The sequence below is a fragment of the Ignavibacteriota bacterium genome (assembly GCA_013285405.1).
GTDB lineage: Bacteria > Bacteroidota > Ignavibacteria > Ignavibacteriales > Ignavibacteriaceae > IGN2.
The window spans coordinates 3,808,575-3,835,105 of the sequence record CP053446.1; the positions used below are offsets into that span (position 1 = coordinate 3,808,575).

24 protein-coding genes are annotated in these 26,531 nt (G+C 34.9%); 16 read left to right on the plus strand and 8 right to left on the minus strand.

Annotated features, from left to right (window positions below):
• Nucleotides 1-199 precede the first annotated feature (199 nt).
• Both HND39_16630 and HND39_16635 read left to right on the plus strand, forming a co-directional pair.
• The gene (locus HND39_16630; protein QKJ97770.1) at nucleotides 200-1,771 is read left to right on the plus strand and encodes a T9SS type A sorting domain-containing protein; all 1,572 of its coding nucleotides are present in this window, start codon (nucleotides 200-202) and stop codon (nucleotides 1,769-1,771) included.
• A gap of 334 nt (nucleotides 1,772-2,105) precedes the next feature.
• Complete coding sequence (locus HND39_16635) at nucleotides 2,106-3,707, plus strand: peptidase C69 (protein ID QKJ97771.1); 1,602 nt, start codon at nucleotides 2,106-2,108, stop codon at nucleotides 3,705-3,707.
• A gap of 10 nt (nucleotides 3,708-3,717) precedes the next feature.
• On the opposite strand, the gene HND39_16640 is transcribed toward HND39_16635, so the two are convergent.
• Both HND39_16640 and HND39_16645 read right to left on the minus strand, forming a co-directional pair.
• Nucleotides 3,718-6,411, minus strand: a complete 2,694-nt coding sequence (locus tag HND39_16640; protein QKJ97772.1) for a hypothetical protein — start codon at nucleotides 6,409-6,411, stop codon at nucleotides 3,718-3,720.
• An 8-nt stretch (nucleotides 6,412-6,419) separates the two neighbouring features.
• A complete protein-coding gene (locus HND39_16645) occupies nucleotides 6,420-6,953 on the minus strand; it encodes a hypothetical protein (GenBank protein ID QKJ97773.1) in 534 nt (177 codons plus the stop codon).
• 202 nt (nucleotides 6,954-7,155) lie between these two features.
• Between HND39_16645 and HND39_16650 the strand changes: the two genes are divergently transcribed.
• Nucleotides 7,156-7,203: a hypothetical protein gene (locus tag HND39_16650; protein ID QKJ98049.1), complete on the plus strand. Its 48-nt coding sequence runs from the start codon at nucleotides 7,156-7,158 to the stop codon at nucleotides 7,201-7,203.
• A gap of 79 nt (nucleotides 7,204-7,282) precedes the next feature.
• Here HND39_16650 and HND39_16655 read toward each other — a convergent pair whose 3' ends face one another.
• Nucleotides 7,283-8,923 carry a GAF domain-containing protein gene (locus HND39_16655; protein QKJ97774.1) on the minus strand — a complete coding sequence of 547 codons (1,641 nt, stop codon included), beginning with the start codon at nucleotides 8,921-8,923 and terminating at the stop codon, nucleotides 7,283-7,285.
• A gap of 213 nt (nucleotides 8,924-9,136) precedes the next feature.
• Between HND39_16655 and HND39_16660 the strand changes: the two genes are divergently transcribed.
• From HND39_16660 to HND39_16710, 11 genes are all read left to right on the plus strand, one after another.
• A complete protein-coding gene (locus tag HND39_16660) occupies nucleotides 9,137-9,358 on the plus strand; it encodes a ferrous iron transport protein A (GenBank protein QKJ97775.1) in 222 nt (73 codons plus the stop codon).
• On the plus strand, nucleotides 9,355-11,388 hold the full coding sequence (feoB, locus tag HND39_16665; GenBank protein QKJ97776.1) for a ferrous iron transport protein B: 2,034 nt from the start codon (nucleotides 9,355-9,357) through the stop codon (nucleotides 11,386-11,388). The genes HND39_16660 and feoB overlap by 4 nt, the downstream gene beginning before the upstream one ends.
• 74 nt (nucleotides 11,389-11,462) lie before the next feature.
• Nucleotides 11,463-11,918: a transcriptional repressor gene (locus HND39_16670; GenBank protein QKJ97777.1), complete on the plus strand. Its 456-nt coding sequence runs from the start codon at nucleotides 11,463-11,465 to the stop codon at nucleotides 11,916-11,918.
• Nucleotides 11,915-12,607: a ribonuclease Z gene (locus HND39_16675; GenBank protein ID QKJ97778.1), complete on the plus strand. Its 693-nt coding sequence runs from the start codon at nucleotides 11,915-11,917 to the stop codon at nucleotides 12,605-12,607. Before HND39_16670 ends, HND39_16675 begins: the two co-directional genes overlap by 4 nt.
• 32 nt (nucleotides 12,608-12,639) lie before the next feature.
• Nucleotides 12,640-13,686, plus strand: a complete 1,047-nt coding sequence (locus HND39_16680; protein QKJ97779.1) for a hypothetical protein — start codon at nucleotides 12,640-12,642, stop codon at nucleotides 13,684-13,686.
• 32 nt (nucleotides 13,687-13,718) lie between these two features.
• Nucleotides 13,719-15,518, plus strand: a complete 1,800-nt coding sequence (locus tag HND39_16685) for a M28 family peptidase (GenBank protein ID QKJ97780.1) — start codon at nucleotides 13,719-13,721, stop codon at nucleotides 15,516-15,518.
• 100 nt (nucleotides 15,519-15,618) lie between these two features.
• Entirely contained in the window at nucleotides 15,619-16,038 is a 420-nt protein-coding gene (locus HND39_16690) for a hypothetical protein (GenBank protein QKJ97781.1), read from the plus strand.
• Nucleotides 16,038-16,469, plus strand: coding sequence for a YjbQ family protein (locus HND39_16695; GenBank protein QKJ98050.1), 432 nt, complete (start codon nucleotides 16,038-16,040; stop codon nucleotides 16,467-16,469). The genes HND39_16690 and HND39_16695 overlap by 1 nt, the downstream gene beginning before the upstream one ends.
• A gap of 22 nt (nucleotides 16,470-16,491) precedes the next feature.
• Nucleotides 16,492-16,965, plus strand: a complete 474-nt coding sequence (locus tag HND39_16700; protein QKJ98051.1) for a low molecular weight phosphotyrosine protein phosphatase — start codon at nucleotides 16,492-16,494, stop codon at nucleotides 16,963-16,965.
• Nucleotides 16,931-17,803 carry a phosphotransferase gene (locus HND39_16705; protein ID QKJ97782.1) on the plus strand — a complete coding sequence of 291 codons (873 nt, stop codon included), beginning with the start codon at nucleotides 16,931-16,933 and terminating at the stop codon, nucleotides 17,801-17,803. Before HND39_16700 ends, HND39_16705 begins: the two co-directional genes overlap by 35 nt.
• A gap of 365 nt (nucleotides 17,804-18,168) precedes the next feature.
• Nucleotides 18,169-18,912, plus strand: coding sequence for a glycosyltransferase family 2 protein (locus tag HND39_16710; GenBank protein QKJ97783.1), 744 nt, complete (start codon nucleotides 18,169-18,171; stop codon nucleotides 18,910-18,912).
• Between the two features lie 73 nt (nucleotides 18,913-18,985).
• Here HND39_16710 and HND39_16715 read toward each other — a convergent pair whose 3' ends face one another.
• Nucleotides 18,986-19,822, minus strand: a complete 837-nt coding sequence (locus HND39_16715) for an FKBP-type peptidyl-prolyl cis-trans isomerase (protein ID QKJ97784.1) — start codon at nucleotides 19,820-19,822, stop codon at nucleotides 18,986-18,988.
• A gap of 145 nt (nucleotides 19,823-19,967) precedes the next feature.
• On the opposite strand from HND39_16715, the gene HND39_16720 reads away from it, so the two are divergent.
• Entirely contained in the window at nucleotides 19,968-20,612 is a 645-nt protein-coding gene (locus tag HND39_16720) for a M15 family metallopeptidase (GenBank protein ID QKJ97785.1), read from the plus strand.
• On the opposite strand, the gene HND39_16725 is transcribed toward HND39_16720, so the two are convergent.
• Entirely contained in the window at nucleotides 20,604-21,764 is a 1,161-nt protein-coding gene (locus tag HND39_16725; protein QKJ97786.1) for a histidine kinase, read from the minus strand. The genes HND39_16720 and HND39_16725 overlap by 9 nt on opposite strands.
• Before the next feature lie 72 nt (nucleotides 21,765-21,836).
• Between HND39_16725 and HND39_16730 the strand changes: the two genes are divergently transcribed.
• The gene (locus HND39_16730) at nucleotides 21,837-22,796 is read left to right on the plus strand and encodes a hypothetical protein (GenBank protein QKJ97787.1); all 960 of its coding nucleotides are present in this window, start codon (nucleotides 21,837-21,839) and stop codon (nucleotides 22,794-22,796) included.
• A 55-nt stretch (nucleotides 22,797-22,851) separates the two neighbouring features.
• On the opposite strand, the gene HND39_16735 is transcribed toward HND39_16730, so the two are convergent.
• From HND39_16735 to HND39_16745, 3 genes are all read right to left on the minus strand, one after another.
• A complete protein-coding gene (locus tag HND39_16735; GenBank protein QKJ97788.1) occupies nucleotides 22,852-23,478 on the minus strand; it encodes a hypothetical protein in 627 nt (208 codons plus the stop codon).
• A 167-nt stretch (nucleotides 23,479-23,645) separates the two neighbouring features.
• Nucleotides 23,646-25,004, minus strand: a complete 1,359-nt coding sequence (locus HND39_16740; GenBank protein QKJ97789.1) for a glucosyl transferase — start codon at nucleotides 25,002-25,004, stop codon at nucleotides 23,646-23,648.
• 211 nt (nucleotides 25,005-25,215) lie between these two features.
• Entirely contained in the window at nucleotides 25,216-26,484 is a 1,269-nt protein-coding gene (locus HND39_16745) for a glucosyl transferase (protein QKJ97790.1), read from the minus strand.
• Between the last annotated feature and the right edge of the window lie 47 nt (nucleotides 26,485-26,531).

A 26,531-nucleotide genomic window follows, 5' to 3' on the forward strand; every position in this document is an offset into this window, starting at 1 on the left:
AAAAATGTTCCGTTCCTCAGTTCTCCTCCAAAGGAGTCCTTCGGACAGAACTGAGCAAAATGATGTTGGATGAAGAACATTATAAAATCTCAGAACTGTCCCAACTTGTCGGGATGATCTTCGGCCATAATAGTACTCGACTTTGTTAAATTATTTTTTTATGTTTCCGATAAGTTTAATTTTATAATGGGGTAAAATTATGCAAACACTTAAAATATTTCTTCTGGTTTTTTTGCTTTCAATTAGTGTATCTGCACAGTGGTATCAGCAAAACAGTAATGTGACCTTAAATCTCAATTCAATATTTTTCATCAATGTAAATCTTGGCTGGGCAGTCGGCGATGAAGGCATTGTTCTAAAAACTACTGATGGTGGAAATAATTGGATTGTTCAGACCGGTTTAACAACTGATAACCTCTACTCAGTTTATTTCTTAAACAACAATACCGGATGGATTGTAGGAGAGGATGTAAGCATTATGAAATCAACCGATGGTGGTAGTAATTGGTTTTTACAAATAGCTAATCCTCCTTTTCCAGTTGATTTGCATTCAGTACAGTTTCTGGATTTAAATAATGGATGGGCAGTCGGAAACTATATGTATTCAAGCACAGGTTATGATAGTTATATAATTCAAACTACTAATGGGGGTGCATCCTGGCAGGACAATTATGGATTTATGGATGAAAAACTATTTTCTATTTTCTTTGTGAATAGTAGTCTGGGTTTTAGCTCTGGCTCAGAAGTTTTCAAGACAACAGATACCGGCTTAAACTGGAATCCGGTGTTTAACTCAGCTTTTATGGATGAATTTTATGCAGTTTTTTTCATCAATTCCAATACTGGATGGATTGCAGGGAAGAATGCACAATGGTCGAAGGGCTTGATTTACAAAACAACCGACAGCGGACTTAACTGGTCTTTACTTAGAAGTGATACATTAAAAACTTACACATCTGTTTTCTTTGCCGATGCTAACAACGGATGGGTAACTGGATGGGCAGGAAATATTTTATATTCTTCAAACGGTGGAACAAACTGGTCAATGCAGGTTAGTGGAACAACTTCTAATCTTAATTCAATATTTTTCGTCGATAATTCAGTCGGATGGGCTGCTGGTAGTAATGGAACAATTCTTAAAACAAATAATGGTGGAACACCAGTGGAATTAATTTCTTTTGCTGCTAATCATATTAAAAATGATAATTTAATAGAATTAACCTGGTCAACCGCAACAGAAACAAATAACTCTGGTTTTGAGATTCATCGCGGAGTTTATCCTGCAAACAGCGGGACTCAGAATGACAACAACGAGTGGAAGAAAATAGGATTTGTTCCCGGACACGGAACAACAACGGAAACACAGCATTACTCATTTACTGATAATGATGTGAAGCCGGGCAAATGTCAATACAAACTAAAGCAAATTGACTACGACGGAACATTTGAGTATTCACAAATTGTAGAAGTAGAAATTCCATTCGTTAATGAGTTTTCACTTTCACAAAACTACCCCAACCCGTTTAACCCAACAACAAAAATAAAATTTACAATACCGGCCTCCCTAAATCCCTCCAAAGTAGGGACTTTAGTGCAATTAAAGGTATTTGATATTTTGGGAAAAGAGATTGCATTATTGATTAATGAGGAAAAGCAATCCGGAACGTATGAAATAGAATTTGATGGCAGTAGTCTTTCTAGTGGAGTTTACCTTTACAGATTAACTGCAGGTAATTTTAATGAAACTAAGAAATTTGTTTTATTAAAATGAAGTTTGAAAAATCGTTCTGCCCTCTCCTTCGGAGAGGGACGGGGTTAGGCCTTCTAATGGAATATATTTTTATCAGTTGCTTGTCTCGTCTTTGCAAAGCAAAGACGGAAAAGTCGGTACATTTTCAGAAACGAAGAAGATGATTTTAATAAGATAGAGCAAGTTTAAGTTTAAGAGTAAGTGTATGATCAAGATTAAGAAAAACAAATTAAAATCTTTCTCTTACTCTTTAACTTAATCTTACTCTTTTATTCTAATAACTTTTCATAATTCCTAACAACTTTTTTATCTTTCTGATATTAATTATCGATTAAACTAAACCTGAGGAATAAATATGACCAGAATATTTTTACCAATCATCTTCATACTTTTCCAGTTAGCTAACTATTCCCAAAATCAACAAAATAAAAATGACAAACCCGATTGGGAGGGAGGATACCCCGATGGCTGCACAACTGTTGCAGTAGGAAAACTTGCAACATTCGATGGCTCATCAATGACATCACACACAGATGATAGTCACAGAACTCGAAGCAATCTCGATATTGTTCCTGCAATGCGACACGAAAATGGTGAACTGGTTACTTTGTATAAAAGAGGTAATGATGATACTCAGAAAATGCCTTCGTACAAAAATATTCCGACAGGACAAATTCCTCAACTTGATTACACTTATGGCTATATAAATACAGCATATCCGTGCATCAACGATCAGCAGGTTGCAATTGGTGAAACTACATTCGGTGGACGAGAAGAACTCAGAACCGATAAAGGACTAATTGATTGTCAGCGATTATGTCAGCTAATGCTCGAGCGAGGAAAAACCGCACGCGAAGCTATTCAGATTGCTGGTGAACTCTTAGAAGTTTATGGATGGATTGATGATGGTGAAATGCTGACAATAGCTGATCCAAATGAAGTTTGGGTTCTGGAAATAGTTGGTCCGGGCAAAGATAAAATCGGTGCTGTGTGGGTCGCGCAAAGAGTTCCTGACGATCACATTTTTGTTGGTGCAAATGGAAGCCGGATCAGACAGATAGACACTGAGAATCCTGATTATTTTATGTACTCAGAAAATGTTTTTGAAGTTGCAAAAGAAAATGGATGGTGGAAACCAGAAGACGGTCCTTTAGAATTTTGCTATGCTTATGCTGACCGAAATTCTCTTGCAACAAGAAGAAGAGAATGGCGAGTTTTTGATCTCGTTGCTCCATCATTAAAATTGGATCCTAATTCTGAAAATTATCCATTCTCAGTAAAACCAGACGAAAAGATCACACTTGAAAAAATGGTTGAAATATTTTCAGATTATTATGAAGGAACAGAATTTAATTTCGTAAAAGATTTAACTGTAACTGATGACAGTGGAAAAACCGTTCTCTCCCCTCTTGCAAATCCATTTATGCCTTATGATATGAACAAACTTTTAAAAATTAATGGTGGCTGGGGCTGGCGCGGTGAAAGAACTATTGCAAGATGGTACACAATGTATGCGACAATTATTCAATGTAGGAGTTGGCTTCCGAATGAGATTGGTGGACTTGTCTGGTTAGCATGGGATAATGTTGCAACTTCGATTTATGCTCCATTTTATGCAGGAATTACTCGAGTCCATAAAACATCTTCAACCGATGGAAGAGTAACAGGTTTCTCCCGAAACTCTGCCTGGTGGGCTTTTAATCATCTGGGAACTCTTGCAGCTCAAAGATGGGGAGATATGCGTCATGATGTTAGATCGGTCTGGGATCCATGGCAGGCTGAGTTGTTTGCAAATCAAAAATCTTTTGAGAATGAAGTTCTTGAACAATGGGGTGCTGACCGGGAGAAAGCAAAAGAAATGTTAACAATGTATTGTATCGAAACGCAGATTGCTATTGTTCAACGTGCATGGGAACTTGGTGAAGAACTCTGGACTAAATATGATGAATTGTTCTAACTGAAAAAAATTATTTGTTAGATAATGAAATTCCAACTCTGATCAGGAATTTCGAAAGCAAATTTCCATCAAGAAGAGTTACATTATTGTGCAATTTTGCTTCATCAATTTTGGGCAATGTTGTTCTGGATATAATAAAAATTTTATCCTGTTTTCGTGCATCAGTTTCAGTAATGATATTTTCAAGTGCAGATTTATTGATTTTATTTTCCAAAATCGCACGTGCATTAAGAAAAAATGTGTGATTATTACGCTGTGCTCTTCCGATTATATTGAATGAATTGGAATTCGGTAGTTCAAGAATATCTACATCCGAATATCCAATAAGTGTGAAGAATTTTACCAGCATCTTTCGAAATTCATCAATAGTCATTTTTGTAATAACATCAGTCATCAATTCAGTATCTTCTAAAAGTTTTGACTCACCGCTCCCTGGCATTCCAAATATTTCAAGCCATTCATCGATTGTAATCAATTCCTCATAAAGCTTTGGCTGCATCAATTCGAATACATTCCGATTCAATAAATCACCTTCAAGCAGCATCTCTCTTACTTTTTGATCCAGAGTTCCGGTAGAATAGTAATTCAGTACGTTCACACTCTCTTTAAATACTTCTTCTCCCGTCTTTGTGAACATATCTTCAAGTTCCCAATTTAGCATCGGGTTCCACCATTGATCAAAATTAATTAAATAAGGAATTTCAATATCAGAAATCTTTAATCTTGAAATTTTGGAATCTGAGATGAATGCGACAACATCTTTTTTCTGATGGAAATCATTTAATAATTCTTTCAATTCTTCCACAGCCAATCCGTTCGGGGCAAGTACATTTTTAATTCCATGATCATTTAATAGCTCACTTATCTTTTTAACTCCAAGTTTTTCATATTGAGATAATACCAGTACTTTTTTCCCATTCGCCTTTATATTCATAATGTGATGCAACAGCAATGCAGTCTTGGGACTCATTGATTTGCCTGATGCAAAATTTCCCAGTTGATTGAGCTTGTGATAAAGTGTAAAAATATTCGCAGCAAACCGTAATGGATTACCAGATTCAAGAACGCGACGTAAATCTTTTCTTGCTTCAACTAATGCAGTTTTAAATTCCGCAGCCTGTTTTTCATCTGTCTCACACCAAAATTCATTCACAATAAATTTAGAAGCATCGGATATTATTGATGCTTTGGTCCTGATTTGTACTTTGTCAATTTTCACAAGAGGATTTAACAGCTTATTAAGTTCCTGCTGAATATTTGTATTAAGAACTGCCGTAGTTGCCCATAAAATTTTTGATTTTACAGAAGCTAAAAATTCAGCACCACTTTCACCCATAGCAAGAATATTATCTACCGAATCAAGCACGAGGCAATCAAATTTATCGAGGCGTTTTTCATCAAGTAATTTCATTCTGAAATCATTTATTGCTGTATCAATATCAGTTAGTACAATTGATCTGGATAATTCCCACATCTCTGCTCGCTCATCATTGTTCCCGTGAATGATATTGAAATCTAAATCAGGACAGTGTTTTTGTATTTTATCGCTCCAACCTATTTCCTGATTTAAATGTTTTGCAAAATTCGGATTTCCGAGCTTCGTGAAATCAGTTACAATGAGAGCAGATTTAATTGCTCTATTGCCAAATAAAATCTTCAAAGCAGCAACAGCTTCTTTTTCCGAATCGATTCCGAATTCATCCTGAAGTAACGCATATTCATTCTCTGCTAAAAACTTTGCACCAGCTTCTTCATATTTTTTAAGCTTAATGTGAAGTCTGACATTCTTTTCCCAATCAATTCTTTTTACATTACCAAGAATGTATTTTAACTGATCCTGTAGTTCTGGATCGCCCTTTAACCTACCAGCGTTTTTATCCGATTTGTCATTTACTTTTGAAGCAGCGAGATAATAAAGAATCGATGGTGCCACTGATAAATTAAAATTAGCATAAAAGTTTTTGCCTCGCACAAGTTGGAAGTTTTGCGTATCGGATATTGAAGGATTTGAAAACCCTGGAAATTTGATTTGTTTTTGGCTGAATTTGTAGTTACCCATTGAAGGAACTTTTATCCTGAAAGTTTTCTTCATATCAGGCATACCGGGAAGCGGAAATTTTTCTACTTTTAACTTTTTGAACTTTAATATCTCAACATTTTTAACTTTAACTTTTTTGGAAGAATTTGCTATATCCTCGAAATCCAACAAATCAATTTTTATTATTTCAGTTACAAGATTACTCAGGTAATCAAAAATTGTTGGTACTGATAAAACGAATTCGTAGTTAGATGGAGGTAAATTATCAAACTTAACTTTAAAAGCTTTCGCTCCTGGATTTTTGAATGAGAACTCTACTTGTTTTAATGAAAAATTGCGTGGTTTAATCTCAACATTTCTAAATACAAATGAATTCTCAACAACATCTGCAATCATGAAAAAGATTGCATTGCTTCTGACTTTTTTGAACTCACAGTTTTTTAATTCATCTGTTACTTCCGGCTCATTCATATCAAATTTAAATTCCGAATGATCAGGAAAGATAAATTCGATTTGCTGCTCACCAAGGTCTGCTAAATATGAAGAGATTGATTCAACGGGATGGTTATGAATAACCGGTTTTTTTAACCAGTTGGAAAAATTAAAATCATCAGCCTCTTTAATCTTTGATATTCTCGAGGCAACTTTAGAACGTACATTTGGCATTAGTTCTTTTAATCAATGGACTTTTGTTGCTGCACTTGTTCACAGGCAAGTTTCAGTCTTTCAAAAGGTTCAAGCAAATTCCGCTGTTCTGCTAATTTATTAAGTTGATCACGGATTGGAGCAAGCTCAGTCTCAAATTTTTTTGAAGTTTCTATCATCATTTTTCCACCACCCGTTCCAGGGAAAGCGATTGCCTCAGCTTTGGTACTTGATCGTGATTTTCCATCAGCTTCGTTGAATACTCTTACAACACGAATCCCTTGTTTATTATTAGCTCCAAGGAAGAAAGGATCTTTTACAAGAATTAAATCAACATGTTCATTTATTGCACTCAGCAGAGGCACAGAAATCAATTCAACCAGAATATGTTCAAGTAACACATCTCCATAAAGTGTTTTCTGAAATCCGGTTGGTTTTATTGGTGATGTAACTCTAAACTCCAAAGGTTTTGTTTCAGCATCTGTAACAAGAATAGCCCCGATAATTCCACCACCATCTTCTGAGGTGTACGTTTCTAAAAAGGCAATTTTTCCAATTTCCATTATAAAACTCCAAAATGAATAATGAATAGACTCAATCGTCCTGAATTAACATATTCAGTGCCACTTTTGACGTTAAAATCTTAAAATGAATCATGTAAAATTGAGAGGTTATGAAAATTATTTAATCGTATTGTTAAGCTTAATTGATGGCTTTGAGGAAGATGAATATTTCAAAATTTCATGCTAATAAGTTAAAAATGCTATCGAATGTCAAAATTACTTTTGGAAATCTATTACAAAAGGATTGTAAACTTCCGTAAAAATTACCGTAATCGTAAAAATAAATTAACAGTATTCTCGCAACTATGATTTAGAGGTGACTGGTTGATTTAAATTTTTATACTTGGGAAGGTTATAACAATTGTAGTTCCCTGTCCTTCGGAACTTAATATTTCGAATTTGCCTTTGTTCAATGAAACATATTTTTTAGTGAGTAACAAGCCCAGTCCTGAACCTGGTTCCTTTTCAGTTCCCTGAGTTGAAAACATAACATCGGAATTAATCAGTATTTGATTTTCCTCTGATATTCCAATTCCCTCATCAGTTATACTTATTTGTGCAGCTAAGGAATCGGTATTGCTGTTGTGAGCTTCTTCAGCAAAAATTTTAATTGCACTCTGCCTCGGTGAGAATTTCAGAGAATTCGAAATGACATTTCTGAAAGTAGTAACAAGCATTTCCTCATCAGCAACAAGAGTATAGTTCTGTTTTAACTCCACTTTTATTGCAATATTTTTTTTCTGTGTTCTGTACTTCAAAGAATCTATCGCTTCTTTGATAACTTCATTTAATAATACTTTCTTAGGAATATAATCGTATTTGTTAAGCTGAAGTCTTGAATAGTGAAGTAAATTATTCGTCATTTCAAATAAAGTATTAGAAGAATCATTAATCACATTAATGTATTCTTTGATATCCCTGTGAGTGAGATTATCAAAATCAGTTCTTAGTATTTCAGCAAAACCTAATAAAGAATTAAATGGTGAACGAAGGTCGTGGGAGATAAGTGAGAACAATCTATCTTTTGAAGTATTCATATCTTTCAACTTAACAATCATCTCTTTGCGTTCTTCTTCAACTATCTTTCTTTCGATTGCTCTTGAAATAGGATAAGAAATTACATCAAGAATCTGCTGGTGAGCCAAAGTATAAGTCAAAGCATCCTTGTAATCCTGAACCACCATTACACCAATAGTTTTTTCCTTTATCTTTAGTGGTACTCCAAGCCATATTGGGGATTGCGGTCCTATTAATTCTATTTCACCTTTCTTTCTAAGGTCTTCATCTTTGTGAAGATCAACTAATGCAGATTTACCTGTTCTTAAAACATATTCAGTAAGACCCTTTCCAAGTTTTTTTGATGAAGAATCATTATCCGCTTCGTCAACAAAATAAGGGAAAGTTAATAAATCAGAATCTTTCTTGTAGTAGGCTATATAAAAATTATCTGCTTTCATTAATTTTGTGATGCACGAATGAATAAACTTAAATAATTCACTTATATTTTTTTCTGAGTTTGCAGCTTCAAGTATTTCCAGAATTATTTGTTTTAGTTTCTCTTCTCTTAATTTTTCACTTATGTCACGCAGCAGCCCGATCTGCGAAACTTTTATTTGTTCAAGATTAAAAAATGATATAGAATTATCTTCAATCCATTTTTTCTCACCACTCTTTGTTTCTACAAAATAGATTGTCAATTTTTCTTCTATCTGAGGCAGATCCTTTTTACCATTCATTGGATAATTGGATACATATTCATCATACTTAGTTAAGACTAAACTCTCAAAACCCTTCTCATTCAACTCAGAAATGTTGTATCCTAAAAGTCTGCTAACTGCTGGATTAATGAAATTGTATTTATGAAGTGTATGATCAAAATTGTAAAATACCTGATCAGAAATGACTGAGTGATGGTTGGCTGATTCAACTACTGTCTGAAGTTTTAATGGTTTTATTTCGGTGTCTAGCAATTTAAGCTCTGAATTTGTCAGGAAAACAGTGAAAAAGTCAATTTTTATGCCGATAACAATCTTTTCATACAAATTCTAATGAACTGTTTAATTGTGATGATGAACATTTTGTCTTGGCAAATTTACTTAATCCGGTAGTTTTTATTGACATTTTGAAAGTAATCGCTTATTTTTATGTAGATTAAATCTTAATAATATTCAAAGTGTTGGAAAATGCGTACTGCAGCAGAACTAAGCTATAACGAAAAGGGTGTCATCTCAGAAATTGATACTACTCATCCTTCAAGCAAAAGAATATTGGAACATGGCTTTACTCCAGGACAAATAATAGAACTGATGTGTAAATCTACATTTAACGATCCGATTGCGGTTTCAATTCGGGGAACACTAATAGCAATCCGGAAAAGCGAAGCGGATTGCATTAAACTTAAATGAAAAGTGATATCGGTATTCAGACTCCGCTGATTACTTTAGTCGGTCCACCAAATTCAGGGAAGACTACTCTATTTAATATTCTTAGCGGCAAAAATTATAAGACTGTGAACTATCCTGGTTCAACGGTAGAATATTTCACAGGTAAAATATTACCCAAATATAATTTAGAAGCTGAGATACTTGATTCGCCGGGAATCGTTAGTTTAATTCCAGAATCACCCGATGAGAAAGTTGCAATTGATTCGTTGTATTCACATCCAAAGCTTGGATCTCCGGATTTACTTATTGTGACGATCGATTCTTGCCAGCTTTCAAGACATCTCTTGTTACCGAAACAATTAATAAGTGCCGGCTTTAATGTGATAATAGTCATTACTATGACTGATATACTCAGCAAACGAGGATTACAAGTATCTGAAAAAAAATTAAGAGAAGCTTTGAAATGTGATGTTGTACTGGTAAATGGAAGAACAAAAGAAGGATTACAAAAATTAATTGATTTGATGAGTTCTAATCTTGAGAGTAACTATCAAATTTCAAATAAAATTACACCTTATCCAAATCTTAAAGACAATACACAATTACTCGATTCCTTCAATGAGATTGAGAAAATTATCCAGCAAGTTTATGAACCAATTAGCAGCGATCTTAAAATTGATTTAAAATCTGCAAACAAAGAACTAAAAGTTTTAACTGATAGCAACCTTTCAAATAACTTCCCTATTGATCAGGCTACATTAAAAATTGATAAAATATTATTACACAGATTTTGGGGATTTGTCATCTTTTTGATTGTGATGGGAATAACATTCACAAGCATATTCTGGTTGGCACAACCACTAATGAATTTTGTTGATGAGCTGTTCACTAATCTTAACAACCTGGTAGTAAACAATTTTGATAAAGGATGGTTTACATATCTGGTTTCAGATGGAATAATTTCAGGTACCGGATCCGTACTCGTATTTGTTCCACAAATTTTAATTTTATTCCTGATTCTAGGGTTGCTTGAAGATTCAGGTTATCTTGCACGTGGAGCTATGTTGATTGACAAACCATTATCCAAAGTTGGATTAAATGGTAGATCATTTGTTCCAATGTTATCTGGATTTGCATGCGCCATTCCAGCAATGATTGCTGCGCGTACTATCCCAAATCGTAAAGAACGATTATTCACAATCTTTATTATACCATTAATGAGTTGCAGTGCAAGGCTACCGGTGTACGCATTATTGATTGCTTATATTATCCCGCAGGATAAACCCTGGATAGGCGGATTTATTCTGGGTGGTATTTATTTATTCAGTATGATTATCTCATTGTTAGTCGCGTGGATAATAAATAAATTCTCAAATAAAATATTCAAGGAACAAGAATCATCAACATTTATTCTGGAACTTCCATCCTACCGAATACCAAAATTTAGTGCAGTCCTGAATCATACTTATAACAGTTCCAAACATTATATTCTTAAAGCAGGACCAACCATTCTGGGATTTTCATTAGTCCTATGGTTTCTTACTTTCTTTCCAAACATTAATCCGGATATTAAAACTGATGAAGTACCTCCGAGTCAGGTAGAAAACGTGGTACGCGCAGAAAGACTCCAGAACTCTTATGCCGCTGATCTTGGCAAAATTATACAACCGGTTATGACTCCGATAGGAATGGATTGGAGAATTGGTGTGTCACTAATTTCTGCATTTGCAGCACGCGAAGTTTTTGTTTCATCGCTCGCATTAACATTTAAAGTCACCACCGATGTTGATGAAAAGCCAAACACTTTGCTTACATCACTTAGAAGCGCAAAGATTGAATCAACAGGACAACAATTATTCACAACTGCAACTTCCATCGGACTAATTGTGTTTTTCATATTCGCACTCCAATGTTTGTCAACAGTTGCTGTTTCTAAAAAAGAAACTGGTGGCTGGACAATTCCATTACTGCAAGTTTTTGTTTTTACAGTACTTGCTTATTCGATGACTTTAATTACTGTGAACGGTTTAAGATTTTTTGGAATTCAATGAGGTGTATTATTATGAATAAAATTATTATTTTGCCAATGATTAGCTGTGGTCATATTTAAATCGAATAATATAAATTGAAAAACAAACAAGCAGAAGATATATTCAGGAATTTCCTGAAAGCCGGTAAGAATAGAATAACTCCTGAAAGATTTGAAGTTCTTGAAGCTGCATTGGAGTACGAAGGTCATTTCGGTGCCGATGATTTATACATCATCATGAAAAATGCAAATTCAAGAGTTTCCAGAGCTACTGTTTACAAAACGCTTGAATTACTTTCTCAGTGTGAACTTCTTTCAAAAAGAAATTTCGGTGATAACGTTAATAGATTTGAAAGCAGCTTTAAACGTCAGGTTCACGATCATTTAATATGTGTAGTTTGCGGTAAAATAGTTGAATTCGCTGATCCAAGGATTAAGCAGATTCCAGAACAAATTAGCGAAGAATTAGGTTTCAACTTCGAGAGCTATTCATTTAATATTTTTGCCCGCTGTAAAGATCCAAAAAAATGTAAACAATCCAGAGAGAAATGACAGAACAGATATATCCGCTTCAATGGAAGAAAAAAGATTTCTCAATAAAGATATTTTGTTCGATACCGAACATTGCCACAGGAATTTTACTGAAAGCTGGTGATTCAAATTTCGTTATTGATCCGGGTGATGGAATACTTAGAGATTTAAATTCTGAACTGGGAGTTAAGAAATTGTTAGAACTTTCAGATGTATTTATAACACATGGTCATCATGATCATGTCGGTGGTGTATGGTCGTTATTAACATATCTGAGAGTGATGCAAAAAAAATCTCCGCTTACAATCCACTATCCTGAAGGTTGTGTTGAAATTGAAAGCATTTATAACGCGTTTAAAAAAGTTTACTCCCGTTCAATCACTTACAAAATAAATCTGAAGCCTATCAAAAAGACAAACGGTTTTACTACCGGAAATATTTCGGTCAAACCTTTCCCAGTTATACATAAAGAACTCTTATCTAATGGGAAAAAACGACAGGTGCCTGCACTTGGATACAATTTCATTTACGATAATATGAAAATTTGTTATGGAGGTGATACAGCATATTGTGATGAACTTGTCGTTCATGCAAAAAATGCTGATCTCGCAATTCTTGAAGCTGGGCACGATGAAGAAACACCCGATGATATGCATATGACAAAAACTGAGGCTGTTTCAATCGGCAAATCAGCAAAAAAATATTTTTAGTTCATGTTCCAGAATAAACAAATCGGTCAGTTATGAAAAATTTAAAATTAGTTCACTTAAAAGTCTGCCTTATTATTTCAATATCACAGCTCTCTTTCACACAGCAGGATTTTACTTTTGAAGGAGAAAATCATTTGAGCAACATCCGAATGCTTACCGATAGCGGCGAGAATGCGGAAGCATATCTTTCATTTGATGAAAGTAAATTAATTTTTCAGTCAACAACCGGCGATATGAAATGTGATCAGATATTTACGATGAATATTGATGGAAGTGATAAGCAAATGGTTTCAACAGGAAAAGGAAGAACAACCTGCGCATATTTTTTACCCGGTGATGATAAGATAATTTATGCATCAACACATTTAGCTGATGAAGAATGTCCAACGCCTCCTGACAGAGCAAAAGGATACGTTTGGCAGCTATATAAATCATTCGATATTTTTTCAGCGAATGCAGATGGCAGTGAATTATCAAGACTAACATTCTCCGATGGATATGATGCAGAAGCAACTGTTTCTCCCAAAGGAGATAAAATTGTTTTTACATCAACAAGAGATGGAGATCCTGAAATTTATGTGATGGATATTGATGGTTCAAATCAAAAGAGATTGACTTTTGAAAAAGGATATGATGGTGGTGCATTCTTTTCTCTTGACGGAAGTAAAATAGTTTTTCGTGCAAGCAGACCTAAAACAGAAGAAGAACTTAAAGATTATCAGGAGCTTGCAGACGACGGATTATTTCGCCCAACGGTTCTTGAACTTTATGTTATGAACGCTGACGGATCAGATATCAAACAAATAACAAATTTTGGTAAAGCAAGTTTTGCGCCTTTCTTTTTTCCTGATGGAGAGAAAATTATTTTTTCTTCAAATGTTAACAGCGAAAGTGGACGTGACTTCGATCTTTATATGATAAATGTTGATGGAACCGGATTTGAGCAAATTACTTTCAATAAAACCTTCGATGGTTTCCCGATGTTCACCAGGGATGGTAAGCAGCTCATCTTTTGCTCCAACAGATTTAACAAAAATGAAGGCGACACAAATGTTTTTATTACTGACTGGACTGACTAGTTAGGAATCAATTAATTTTTTCGGAGAGTGCAATGTATTCTAAAAGTTTAATTCTTACCGTTTTATTATTTACAATTTCTAATATTGCTGTTTATAATCAACAAGCAGATAATCCTGAAGTAACTACAGAAGAAATTAAAGAGCACATCAGTTTTTTAGCTTCAGATAAATTAAAAGGAAGAGACAGCGGAACAGAAGAATTATTCGGTGCTGCTGTTTATATCTCAGATGAATTTAAAAATTATGGGCTGGAACCTTTATTCAAAGATGGATTTTTACAAGAATTTCCTTTCGTAAAAACAATTGAACTTACTGATAAGAACAGTCTTTCCTTTTCAACTAATAGAAGTGAAGTTGAACTAAAGTTAAGAGAAGATTATATCACGTTACCTTTTTCCGGCAACACAGATGTGAATGGCAGCCTGGTTTTTGCTGGTTTTGGAATATCAGCTTCCGATCTTAATTATGATGATTATTCGGGCATTGATGTGAAAAATAAAATTGTAATTGTTTTCAGAAACACACCTGAACCGGCGGTTGCACATTCTGGTTTTGATGCTCATTCACCGCTGAGAAAAAAATCGTCAGTTGCAAGAGACAAAGGTGCTGCCGGGATTATATTTATTAATCCTTATGATTCAAATAAAACCTCAGATGATTTAGTGGAATTTAGTTTTGACAGAGGAGGTGCCATGAGTGATTTCTCTGTTCAAAGTGTTAAACGAATTTTTATCGAAGAATTATTACATAACGAAGGAATAAATCTTAAAGACGTTTACAATAAAATTCTTGAATCAAAAAAACCATCGTCTTTTGAACTAAAGAATTCGTCCGCAAAAATTTCAACTGAAGTTAAAGAAGTTGAAGCAGTTAGCTGGAATGTTGCTGGATACCTTGAGGGAAAAGATCCCGAACTAAGAAATGAATTGATAATTATTGGCGCTCACTTCGATCATCTTGGAATGGGTGGCGAAGGTTCTCTTTATCGCGGCGATAAACCTCAAATTCATAATGGCGCTGATGATAACGCTTCAGGAACAACCGGTGTTTTAGAATTAGCAGAAAAATTTGCTTCTCGGAAAAATAATTTAAAAAGAAGTATAGTATTCATAACTTTTTCAGGTGAAGAGCTTGGTTTACTTGGTTCGAATTATTTTGTAAATAATCTGCCCTTCCCTGTCGAAGACGCAATAACAATGGTGAATATGGATATGATCGGAAGATTAAAAGACAGTTCTCTAATTGTTTATGGAACAGGTACTTCATCGGATTGGAAAGATATTCTGAATAATTATAATAAATACGGATTCAAATTAACATTTAATGATGAAGGATTCGGACCGAGTGATCATTCATCTTTTTACGGCAAGAAAATTCCGGTTCTGTTTTTTTTCACCGGTACACACGAAGATTATCATAAACCATCCGATGATACAGAAAAAATTAATTTCACCGGCGAAAAAGATATTCTAAATTATGTTTATGATATTGTTACTGCTATTGATAAGAATCCTATACGACCGGATTATCTGCTGGTTGAGAAGAAAGAATCGGGACAGATGTTTGCAAGAAAAGTTTATGTCGGTACCGTTCCTGATTTCGCAAGCAATGTTGATGGCTATAAAATCAGCGGAGTGTCTGAAGGAAGTCCTGCACAACTTGCAGGATTACAGGGCGGAGATATTATCATTTCATTCGGCGGGAAAAAGATTTCTAACATTTACGACTTCACTTATGCACTCGGAGATTTTGTCCCCGGCGATGAAGTAGATGTGATTGTTAAACGAGGCGAAGACGAAATTACTTTTAAAGTTAAACTTGCTTCGAAGTAAATCAGGTAATAAATATTCCAATGATAGGCGGATCTCCTGATTCGCCTTTTTTCTTTTAAAGAATTAATTTTGCTGATATAAATCCATCAATTGAGAAACAATGAAGAGAAAGAAGAGAAAATATGCGAATGTTATAATGCTGCTGTTGATAATTTTCGTGCTCTTCTTTATAGTCTTTCAGGATAAAAATAAAGTTGTGAGTGCGGCTGAACTGGTAGAAAGTTATTCCATCGATCAGAAAACAGCAGAAAATAAATTTTTAAATAAAAATATAGAACTTTCCGGAAGTGTCAAATCTTTTATTCAATCAGAAAACGGAAGTAGCTTTCTTGAATTGCAAACAAATACCGAGAACATGAAAATTTTTTGCATAATAAAAGATGAATCTACCGTACAAGAAGCATCAACATTGACTAATGACTCACTCGTTACTGTTTTTGGTAAATGCCTGGGACTAAATCCAACTGGTTACGAAAAATTTTCAAACAGTATTTTTATAGAAGTGGAATGGATAAAATAATCTGGCGTCAAAAAGAAATCTCCCTAAAGCCAAGAGAAAGAGGATTCCATATTGTAACTGATGAGATTGTTCATCAGTTGCCTGAGCTAAATAAAATTCAAATTGGTTTAATGCACATGTTAATAAAACATACATCCGCTTCAATAACTCTAAATGAAAATTTCGATCCTGATGTTCGCTCAGATATGGAGAAGTATTTTAGTCAGGCGGTAAAAGAAAATGAACCCTGGTATAATCATAATTCTGAGGGCACAGATGATATGCCTGCACACATTAAATCAACATTGATTGGGAATTCTTTAACAATCCCGATCACGAGTGGAAAATTAAATCTCGGAACATGGCAGGGAATTTATTTGTGTGAACATCGTAATCATGCAGGAAGCAGAAAAATTATTGTAACAATATCTGGAGAAAAATTAGTTGAGTAAAAAAAGAATCTTGTTCGTATGTATGGGAAACATCTGCCGTTCACCTGCGGCGGAAGGAATTGCAAAAAAACTTTCTGCGAAGAGAGGTCTTGAAGGTAAAGTTGAAATTGATTCAGCAGGAACTCTTGATTATCATACAGGTGAATCACCTGATTCAAGAATGATAAAACATGCTTCCAAACGTGGTTATAGTCTGGATAGCAAAGCCAGGCAATTCAATCCTGAAAAAGATTTTGAACATTTCGATTATATCATCACAATGGATAATGATAATTATTCTGAAATAATTTCACTCGATAAAAGAAATCAGTTTGCTGATAAAGTTTTTAAGATGGTGAGCTTCGGAAATAAAATAAAAGCTGATGAAGTACCTGATCCTTACTACAGCGGAAGTGATGGTTTTGAATATGTTCTTGACATTCTTGAAGATTCTATCGAAGGTTTACTTAACAGAGTTAAAGATGATATCAGAAGAGAAAATAAAAAAGCGGATTGAAGAAAAGCTCGGGAGTAAAATAAAAAGCTTCTCTTCCCTTTCCGGTGGATGTATAAGCGATGCTTTCAAAATTTCTACTGAAAATGGAACCAGCTTTTTCCTGAAATACAATCCATCAGCTTCAAATGATATGTTTTTTAAGGAAGCAAATGGATTGAGAGAACTGGATAAATCAAACGCTATCAAAATCCCTGAAGTATTATCTGTTGATGAAGATTATATTCTTCTTGAATTTATTGCATCCGGAAACCGGAAAAAAAAATTTTTTGAAGACTTTGGAAAGAGCTTTGCCGAAATGCATAAGTTCAAATCAGATAGCTTTGGTTTTTATGAGAATAATTACATCGGATCAAATCCGCAGATAAATATTCCCGATGAAAAAGAGAAATCTGACTGGACAGCATTTTATCTTAACAAAAGAATTTTATTCCAACTGCAATTAGCAGAAAAACTTGGTAATTCAACTGATGAATTGAGGAAAGGAATTTCAAAACTCGAGAATAAGATCGAAGATATTATCGGTCACAATTCTGAAAAGCCTTCACTTCTTCATGGTGATCTCTGGGCGGGTAATTACATGATTGATCAAAACGGAAATGCAGTACTGATTGATCCTGCCGCTTACTATGGACATAGGGAAGCGGATCTTGGAATGACAAAACTTTTTGGCGGATTTAATTCAGAATTCTATAAAGCTTACAACGAATCTTTTCCTTTAGAAGACGGATTCGATTACAGAGAAAATATTTACAAACTCTATCACGTTCTTAATCATCTAAATCTTTTTGGTGGTGGATACTATTCGCAGGCAATAAGTCTCATAAAGTTTTATGTTTAATAAGATTGGATGTTTCTTTCTACCTTTACCTACCCTAGCAGTTACACGAGTCTCTTTTTGTCAACCTGAACCTGCCTGACGGCAGACAGGCTCGCTTCTCCGAAGGAGTCCTTTGGACAGGTTCTTCTTATTTACCAAAAACGCGATTAAAGATTCCGAAACAAGTTCGGAATGACAGTCGTGCAACACCCTGGTCTGACGGCAAGGCAGGTTAGCGGCAAATGAATACAAAGTTATCAGAAGAATAAAAGAATTGCCACAAAGACGCCAGGTCTCAAAGAATTGCAAAGACTAGTTACATTTGCAGGCACGATTCGATAATGAATGAATTATATTTAAGTTGTTCAAATAAAAAAGCTTATTAAATGGAAAAAATATCGGTAACAGTAATTACCAAAAACGAAGAAAAAAATATTTCTGACTGCTTGAAGAGTGTTGAATGGGCTGATGAAATTATTGTGGTTGATTCAGAAAGTACTGATCGCACTATCGAATTAACAAAACAATTCACTAATAAAGTATTCACTCGTAAATGGGAAGGTTATGTTCCTCAAAAAAGATATGCATTAAGTCTGGCAAGTAATGAATGGGTGCTCAGTCTTGATGCAGATGAGCGAATAACTGATGAGCTGAAAAATGAAATAATGAATCTGAAACCGGACGATTTAAATGGATACAAGATCAGAAGAAAAAATTTTCTGATGAATAAAGAAATAACAAGCTGCGGCTGGGAGAAAGATTTTCAACTTCGTCTTTTCAAAAAAGATAGAACAAATCTGAACGATCGGTTGGTTCACGAAAAATTTATTGTTGATGGTAAGGTTGGAACACTTAAAAATCCGATGCTGCATTTTACTTTCTCTTCCTTTACAGATTACTTTGAAAAAATTAATAAATACACAAGCCTTAAAGCTGAAGAACTTTCAAAGAAAAAGAAAAAGATTGGCGGCTGGACGATTTTTTCACATACCATATCAGCTTTCTTTGCATTCTTTTTTATCAGAGGCGGTTTTAAAGATGGAGTTTACGGTTTGATTATCTCTTTACTTCATTCTGTAAGCACGATGATGAATTACATAAAATTATGGGAGCTTCAGAATAAAAAATGAGATGGAAAGAATGATTGAGTGCATTGATGCATGATTGCATGCGAACATGCAACCATGCAATAATGCAGAATTGTTATTTTACGTCAACGATTTCAGTATCAAAAATAAGTGTTGAGTTAGCTGGAATTTTTTCGAGCTGCATTTCACCATAACCAAGCTGTGGTGGAATTATGAACCTTGCTTTATCTCCCTTTTTAAGAAGACGCATTCCTTCATCCCAACCGGGTATCACTTGTCCTTGTCCGACAACAAATTGAATTGGTTCATCTCTTTCAACGGAACTATCGAATAAAGTTCCATCCTGCAGGTACCCTGAATAATTAACAGTGACCACTTTACCTGAGTCAATCATTGGACCATCGCCATGAGAAATAATAGCATATTTGAGACCGCTGGCTGTGGTTTTAAATAAAGTCGAATCAACCTCCCACATTTTGGCAACACCTTTATCTTTAACATCAAGTAATTCAATTACAACTTTTAAATCAGTATTTGGTGGAATAAATCCGACACCTGCTTCACCATAAGCAAGCTTTGAAGGAATGATCATTGTTCTTACTCCACCAGCTTTCATTCCAATGATACCTTCATCGGTTCCCTTGATAAATGAACCTGAATTCAGAACAAATTTTATCGGTTGGTTTCGCATTTTTGAATCGCCAAGAGAAAGCATATTTTTTGTTTGGTCGGTTGACCAATCTGTAAATAATTCTCCGGCAGAATCTTTTGGGACCATCCAGCCTTTGAAGTGAATAGAAACCAGATCACCAGCTTTAGCTTCTCTGCCTGTACCAAGAGAATCATCCATAAACTGTAACCCAGACTCAAGAGTTTTTATTTCCTGTCCTTTATTGCAGCCCACCAAACTAACTGTTAAAACTGCAATAAGTACAAACAATATTTTTTGCATTTTTTTCCTTTTAAAAATTTGACGATGAAATATATTCATAATTATTGTCTCTTTTTTATGCGTAATAATTTTATCCTATGTTTTAAGAATTGTCTGTTTTACCTTTGAAACAATTCAGGATAAACAATTAAATATTTTCAACTGTATGTTAAGCGAAAAATTTTCTATTACCCGAACATTGATACTATTAACGGTAGTTTTTTTAGTTTTTAATTTTGATAACGCACAAAGCCAAAAATCTGAATCAGAATCTGTCATTGATTCAGATTTGAATTTTGAGGAGGCTGTTGCAGGAATTTCAGTTCCTGATGGTACGATTGAAAATTTAAGAATTGTTGATATTTATTATTATGGATTTGATGACAAACTTCATAAAGGACAGTTGGTGGTTCATAAAGATGTGGTATTGGATATAATTGAAATATTTGAGTTTATCAGAGAATCTCACTTCCCTGTTGAAAAAGTAATTCCAATCAGCCAATACAATTGGTCCGATGAAAAATCTATGAAGGATAATAACACATCAGCTTTCAACTACAGATTCATTTCCGGAACGAGAGTAATTTCAAATCATGCCTCCGGATTAGCAATCGATATAAACCCCCGGTTGAATCCATACATTAAGAACGGATCAAGTTTACCGGCAAATTGTATTTACGATACGACAAAAACCGGGACAATTTCAGCATCATCTCAACTTGTTAATGAATTTAAACAGAGAGGCTGGCAATGGGGCGGCGATTGGAAGAGTCTTAAAGATTACCAGCATTTCGAAAAAAAATTAAAGTAGGCTTTTCCCCTTTTCTGTTCCGAATAAATAGATAAGCGCACGCGGGATATTCTTTGACCAATCTCTTTCACCATGTTGTGAGCTTTTAGCCTTTACATAATAGAAATCTGTTCTTTCCTTGTATCCATTTTTCGTTAAAGCGTTCAGCATCTCATCAACACCTGTTTGCAATCTTGTATCAAGTTCATCATCTCCATTACAAATAAAAAGATTAATCTCTTTCTTCTTGCCAGAATAGGATAATACATTATCAACAAAGTTATACCGATCAATTTTAAAAGCCGGAGAAAAGCAAAAGGCTTTTGAAAATATTTCAGAATATTGCCAGGCGAGAATAAAAGAAATTAATCCGCCGAGTGAACCACCGCCGTTTGCTGTATTCTGCCTGTCCGGTTTTGTCCTGTAATTCCTGTCAATAAAAGGTTTGAGCGAATCAACGATGAAATTCATATAAGCATATCCGGTATCGTTTTCAGAGTACTCATTATTCCTTTGCGGCGTATTATAAATTCCGACAATTATTAACGGTTCAATTAATTTTTGTTTGATAAGACTATCTGCTGCTTCATCAATTTGCCAATCAACCTGAAAAGATGAAGTTGAAGGATCAACAATATTTTGTCCGTCATGCATATATAGTACAGGATATCGTCTGTCAGATTCTGAACTATATTCCGGAGGAAGCCAAACGACAATATCTCTTGCTTTTATTCCACTTCCTGAAAAATTTCTGTGATACTCTACAAATCCGGTTATTTGCCCTTCAATTTTTCTTTCAACCTGATCCGCCCAAAGATTGATCTTCAATGAAATTGTAGTATCACTCCAAACTATGAAAGAAAAGTTTGAAGGAATTGTTCCATCATCGTTTAATGCTTCTTTAATCCAGCTTCCGCGCGTGAATTTGAATTCAAGCTTCTTACCTCTCGGGAAGGAGAAATTTTTAACCCATTTACTTTTCACGATTTCATCAAGAGAAACAACTTCCGGCTGCCAGTTACCTAACAAATTATCGTTGCCGGTTATATAAACAGCTTCATCTGCATTTAAATCTTTTGTAAAAACTTCAAAAGTAATTGAAACTTCAGTTTGTGGAAAAGAATCAAATGAATAAAAAAAGATGAAGTAGAAGATGAGAGAATATTTTACCATATTAATTTGATTTGAATGGCTTATTTTTTGCAAGATTAAAAAAACTTATCAGTGTTGATTACTGAATTAATTATGAATTATTGCTTCCCAAAAATAACGATTTTAGTTTTTCTTTTACTCAGCAGTTGTGCTGATCGTTCACTTTTCACTGACCCAACTGATCCGGGTCTTGGGGGAATTTTTACTGTTATCAAAGGTAATCTTTCAGGAACATTATTGAAAAGTAAATCTCCATATTATGTATCAGAGGATATTTCTATAAACCCCGGAATTACACTGCTCATCGAACAGGGTACATTAATTTTTTTTAAGTCGGATGCAGGATTATATATTTCAGGTGGAATAAGAGCAATTGGAAACAAGCAGTCACGGATTGTATTTGAAGGTTTTGGAAATGCTTGGAAAGGTATCCACTCTGAAAATCCGACTGATAGTTTGATTTTTATTTTCTGCGATATCAAAGAAGCTTATCTTCCTATCGGAAGCGAGTTAAAATTTGGTGCAATTGAAACCTCCAATGCCAACCTCGTTGTGAAGAATTGTTATTTCAATTTTAATTATTCACAGTACGGTGGTGGAATTACCTTGCTTTACTGCAACTCGGAAATAATCAACAATATCTTTTATGACAATGAATCTCTTGACTATGGCGGAGCAATTCTCTCCCAAAACTCTTCAAATAAAATTATTAACAACACTTTTTACAAAAACTATTGTTTGAATTTTGGCGGAGCGATAACAGTTGTTGATCCGGTTTACGAGGAAATACAGAATAATTTGTTTTACAAAAACTTTTCATATCGCGGTGATACAAGAATTCATCTTGTTTCAGGTGACAGCTTAAACATTTTTGAGCAGTATAATTTTTTAGATCCCGACAGTTTAGATCCTTTATTTATTTCAGAAACTGATTTTAACTTAAAAGAAAATTCGCCCTGTAAAGATGCTGGTAATCCTGCAGCAGAATTTAATGACTGGGATGGTTCGCGAAACGATCAGGGTGCTTATGGCGGACCTGGTGGCGATTGGTGAAACATAAAAATGCCATCTATAAAGTAGCACAGATTATTCCGAAGGAATGGCTTTGCTACTGATCTGTACTACAAAGCAAAACCAATGTGAGACTCACCTTCGAGGTGAGCCTCACGTAAAGATTGACTAATTCTTCTATTCCATAGCCATGGGTATGATAAAGATAAAAGCAATGCGCAACTTCATGTGCTAATTTACCCTTATGCGTCGCTGAACCATTTATTATCGCACAATTGTTGGTTTTGTAATACGCCATTCCTTCAGCCGCCCCATTTGGCACAAAATAAATATTCAGTTTATTTTCTACATCATAAAAAGCTGTCAAAATTTGGAACAAACTATCAGTTAAATAACAGAAGGTACTATCAGTTATAGTTTCAATTTGATTGCATTCAAAAGAAATCATTGCGTCCGCAAAATCTGATTTAAGTTTCTGAATTGCAATGGTTAAATCATTTTGTGATATTCCAGGACAACTTGAAGAATTAATTATCCATGCTACAACATAAACTGTTCTAACTTGAGTTGGTTGATAATGAAGTAATACCTCAGGAGCACCATATGTGCTATCGATAGTAACCGGTTCTCCAGGCGGAAAAGTAACTAGACATTCTTGCGCATTAATGCTAGTATATAAGCTAATTATAAAAGAACACAAGATTAAGAGATCTAAAAGTTTCATATAGATTTCCTTTCTTTATAGTGAATAATTCTTTAAAATTGAAAAGCAAACAAAAAGGCGTATCTCACGTTTGTGAGAACTCAGCAAACCGATTTGTTTGTATTATGGGTAACGGTGTTACCGCACCGTTACTCTTTCTATTAAACTCATATCTATTCCTATCATTTTCACCTCCTCCCAATTATTAAAAGTGCATCTCCAAGTCCGGTACCATATCGCTTACCTACGGCGACCATAATTTCTTCTTGAACAGATAAGCCATAAATTCTATCATTAGTATTATAAATTTCTTCAAATTTATGCCAGGACTTTCCGTTATAATGCCAGATCATAGCTGCATCTCCGGCTACAATGAAATTATTTTTATTGCTGCCCCTGATTCTATAAGCAAAATTTCCAAGATCAAGTACTTTCCAACCATTCGAAGTTGGCACCCATTCTTTTCTCACTATCATTTTATCAATAAGGGAATGCCTGAAAACTTGACCATCGACCAATACGAATTCGCCATTTCCACTAGTCCATAAACTGTTTAAGAGAGTTCCACTATAAATATTTAGCGTTGTATTTGTTTGACTATCCCATATAGATTCTACACCATTTCCATTAATTTCTAATATTGCAACTCTTCCATTCTGATTACTCCAACCGCAAGTCCAAATCTCATTTCCGTCTGTTGTTCCGAAAATATCTTTTAAGTCCACATCCGTTCCGCTTGTAATTTTACTCCAGTGCCAGTTTTGGTAGTGTGCAATAAATCCATTACCACTAACAACATATAAATCATTTCTTGAAGTACCCCACATTTTATTTACTGAACCATTTAATTGTGTAATTAAAGAACAATCATTTGTGAATTTTATACCATCATAGTGAGAAATGCTGCCATCAATATGAGCAAATAAAATATCATCTGCTGCAAAAGCAAAAATTGCTTTAACAGGAGGATAGTCAACACCGCCGCAAGCATTTGTTTTTATTCTTTTCAACTCCCATTGGCTGCCATCCCAGTGTACGGCATTGTATGCCGTGTAACCGTTTATGCTTGTATCTGCAATATTTATTTCACCAACTGCCCAGATATTATTTTCATTAATAATGGCTACATCGAACAATACACTGTTGCTTATATCCCCGAAAGTGAAAGTTTCAAATGTATAGTTGTGGCTTGTTGTATCCATTGTGGTTACGCTTAGCTCATTGCTGGAGATTCCGGTCAAGCCGGAATGACTGGTGATAAAAGAATAAGTTCGGTTTGGCAGAAGTGAATCAATGTAGAGTAACGAGTCTTGAGTATTGAGATTTAAGATTTGAGATTTAGTATCGCCGGATGGGTTAGTTTGATTCAGAGTTATGGTTGTCGGTAGTGGCAGGTTGGTTGTTGTTAAAGTAATCCAGGCTTCGGTGCAGGAAACGTCTTCAAGTTTTAGATTTAATGACTTATTGTCGGGAGGGTCAGTCGTATCACAGGACTTGATTAATAGACTAAAACTGATTACAAGAAGACCTACAATTACTCGCTTCATTTTTATATTCCTAAAAACTAATAGTTATTTAGCCTTAATTTAAGTTTCGTAAACGAGCATTGCTAATTTTTAATATGCAAAAAAAGGCAAGAGCAGCTTGCCAGGCTGTTCAATGAATAGATAGTGTCTTTTTTGCCAATTAACCCGCCTGTCGCTGCTACGATAGGCGGGATTTTTTTGTTGAGCTATTAACTCCTTTTTTTAATGATTATTAATTTCTTGTGCCAATCTCAATTAAACCCTGTCCCTGATAATTTCCACAAATTACCACTATATTTCCCCTGATCGCTACCTTTGAATAGCCTTTATTATTGGGTGTATTTAACATCTTCCAGCTTACTCCGTTGAAATGGAAAATTGCTCCGGAATCCCCCACGATAAAAATATCATTTGAACTATTACCTCTTACTGAATTAGTTCCTACGGGGTATAAATCTATCTCATCCCATACACCAAATTTGTTAACGTACGCTCCTTCACCACACACATATAAAATGTTTTCATTAACTGCCCAGGCTGAATAAAGCCGGACATCCCTGTTCCAGGAAACGGAATCTGCTTTTCCATCTACGATTTTTAATATCTTCTTGTCTCCAGGAATAAAGAATGAAGATACAGGACAGTAAAGAATAGTCTTATTCTCTTTAGCAATAATTCCCCAAACATCATTTATTCTCGTTTCTGTTCCGCTTTCTACATTTTGCCAGATTCCATTGGTATTCCTATGTCCAACAAAACCTTCATCCCCAACAACATAAATTCCAACTTCATTTCCCCACATCTTGTTAATTCCGACACCAATAAAGATAGGATCGATGACAAGTTCCTTATAGTTTTGCCCGTCCCAATGAAACCAAGGGTCAAACCATACATCGTTTTCATTAATAGCACAAACAGAATGAACTACTGGAGGATAACCTTGATAGGTGAGCTTTCGTAATTCCCAAGTATTTCCATTCCACTCAGCTAAATTGTAAGGATGTGGATCTGGTTGCCCGAGAGTATCGTTTATATAAATCTCACCAACAGCATAAACAGAATTTTTGTCTATTATCGCTACATCCCAAAGAAAACTGGCATCATGCTCGCCAAATGTCCACGTTTGCCAGGTAAATGCGTGGCTGGTGGTGTCCAAAGTAATTACGCTTAGCTCATTGCTGGAGATTCCGGTCAAGCCGGAATGACTGGTGATAAAAGAATAAGTTCGGTTTGGCAGAAGTGAATCAATGTAGAGTAACGAGTCTTGAGTATCGAGATTTAAAATTTGAGATTTAGTATCGCCGTATGGGTTAGTTTGATTCAGAGTTACGGTTGTCGGTAGTGGCAGGTTGGTTGTTGTTAAAGTAATCCACGCTTCAGTGCAGGAAACATCTTCAAGTTTTAGATTTATGCCCTGTCCTTCAGGTGGTTCAGTTGTGTTACAAGCCTTCAGTAGCAGACCAAGGCTTATTACTATTAAACCAAAAATTACTTGCTTCATTTTAATTTTCCTAAAACCAATAGTTAATTAGCCTTAATTTAAGTTTC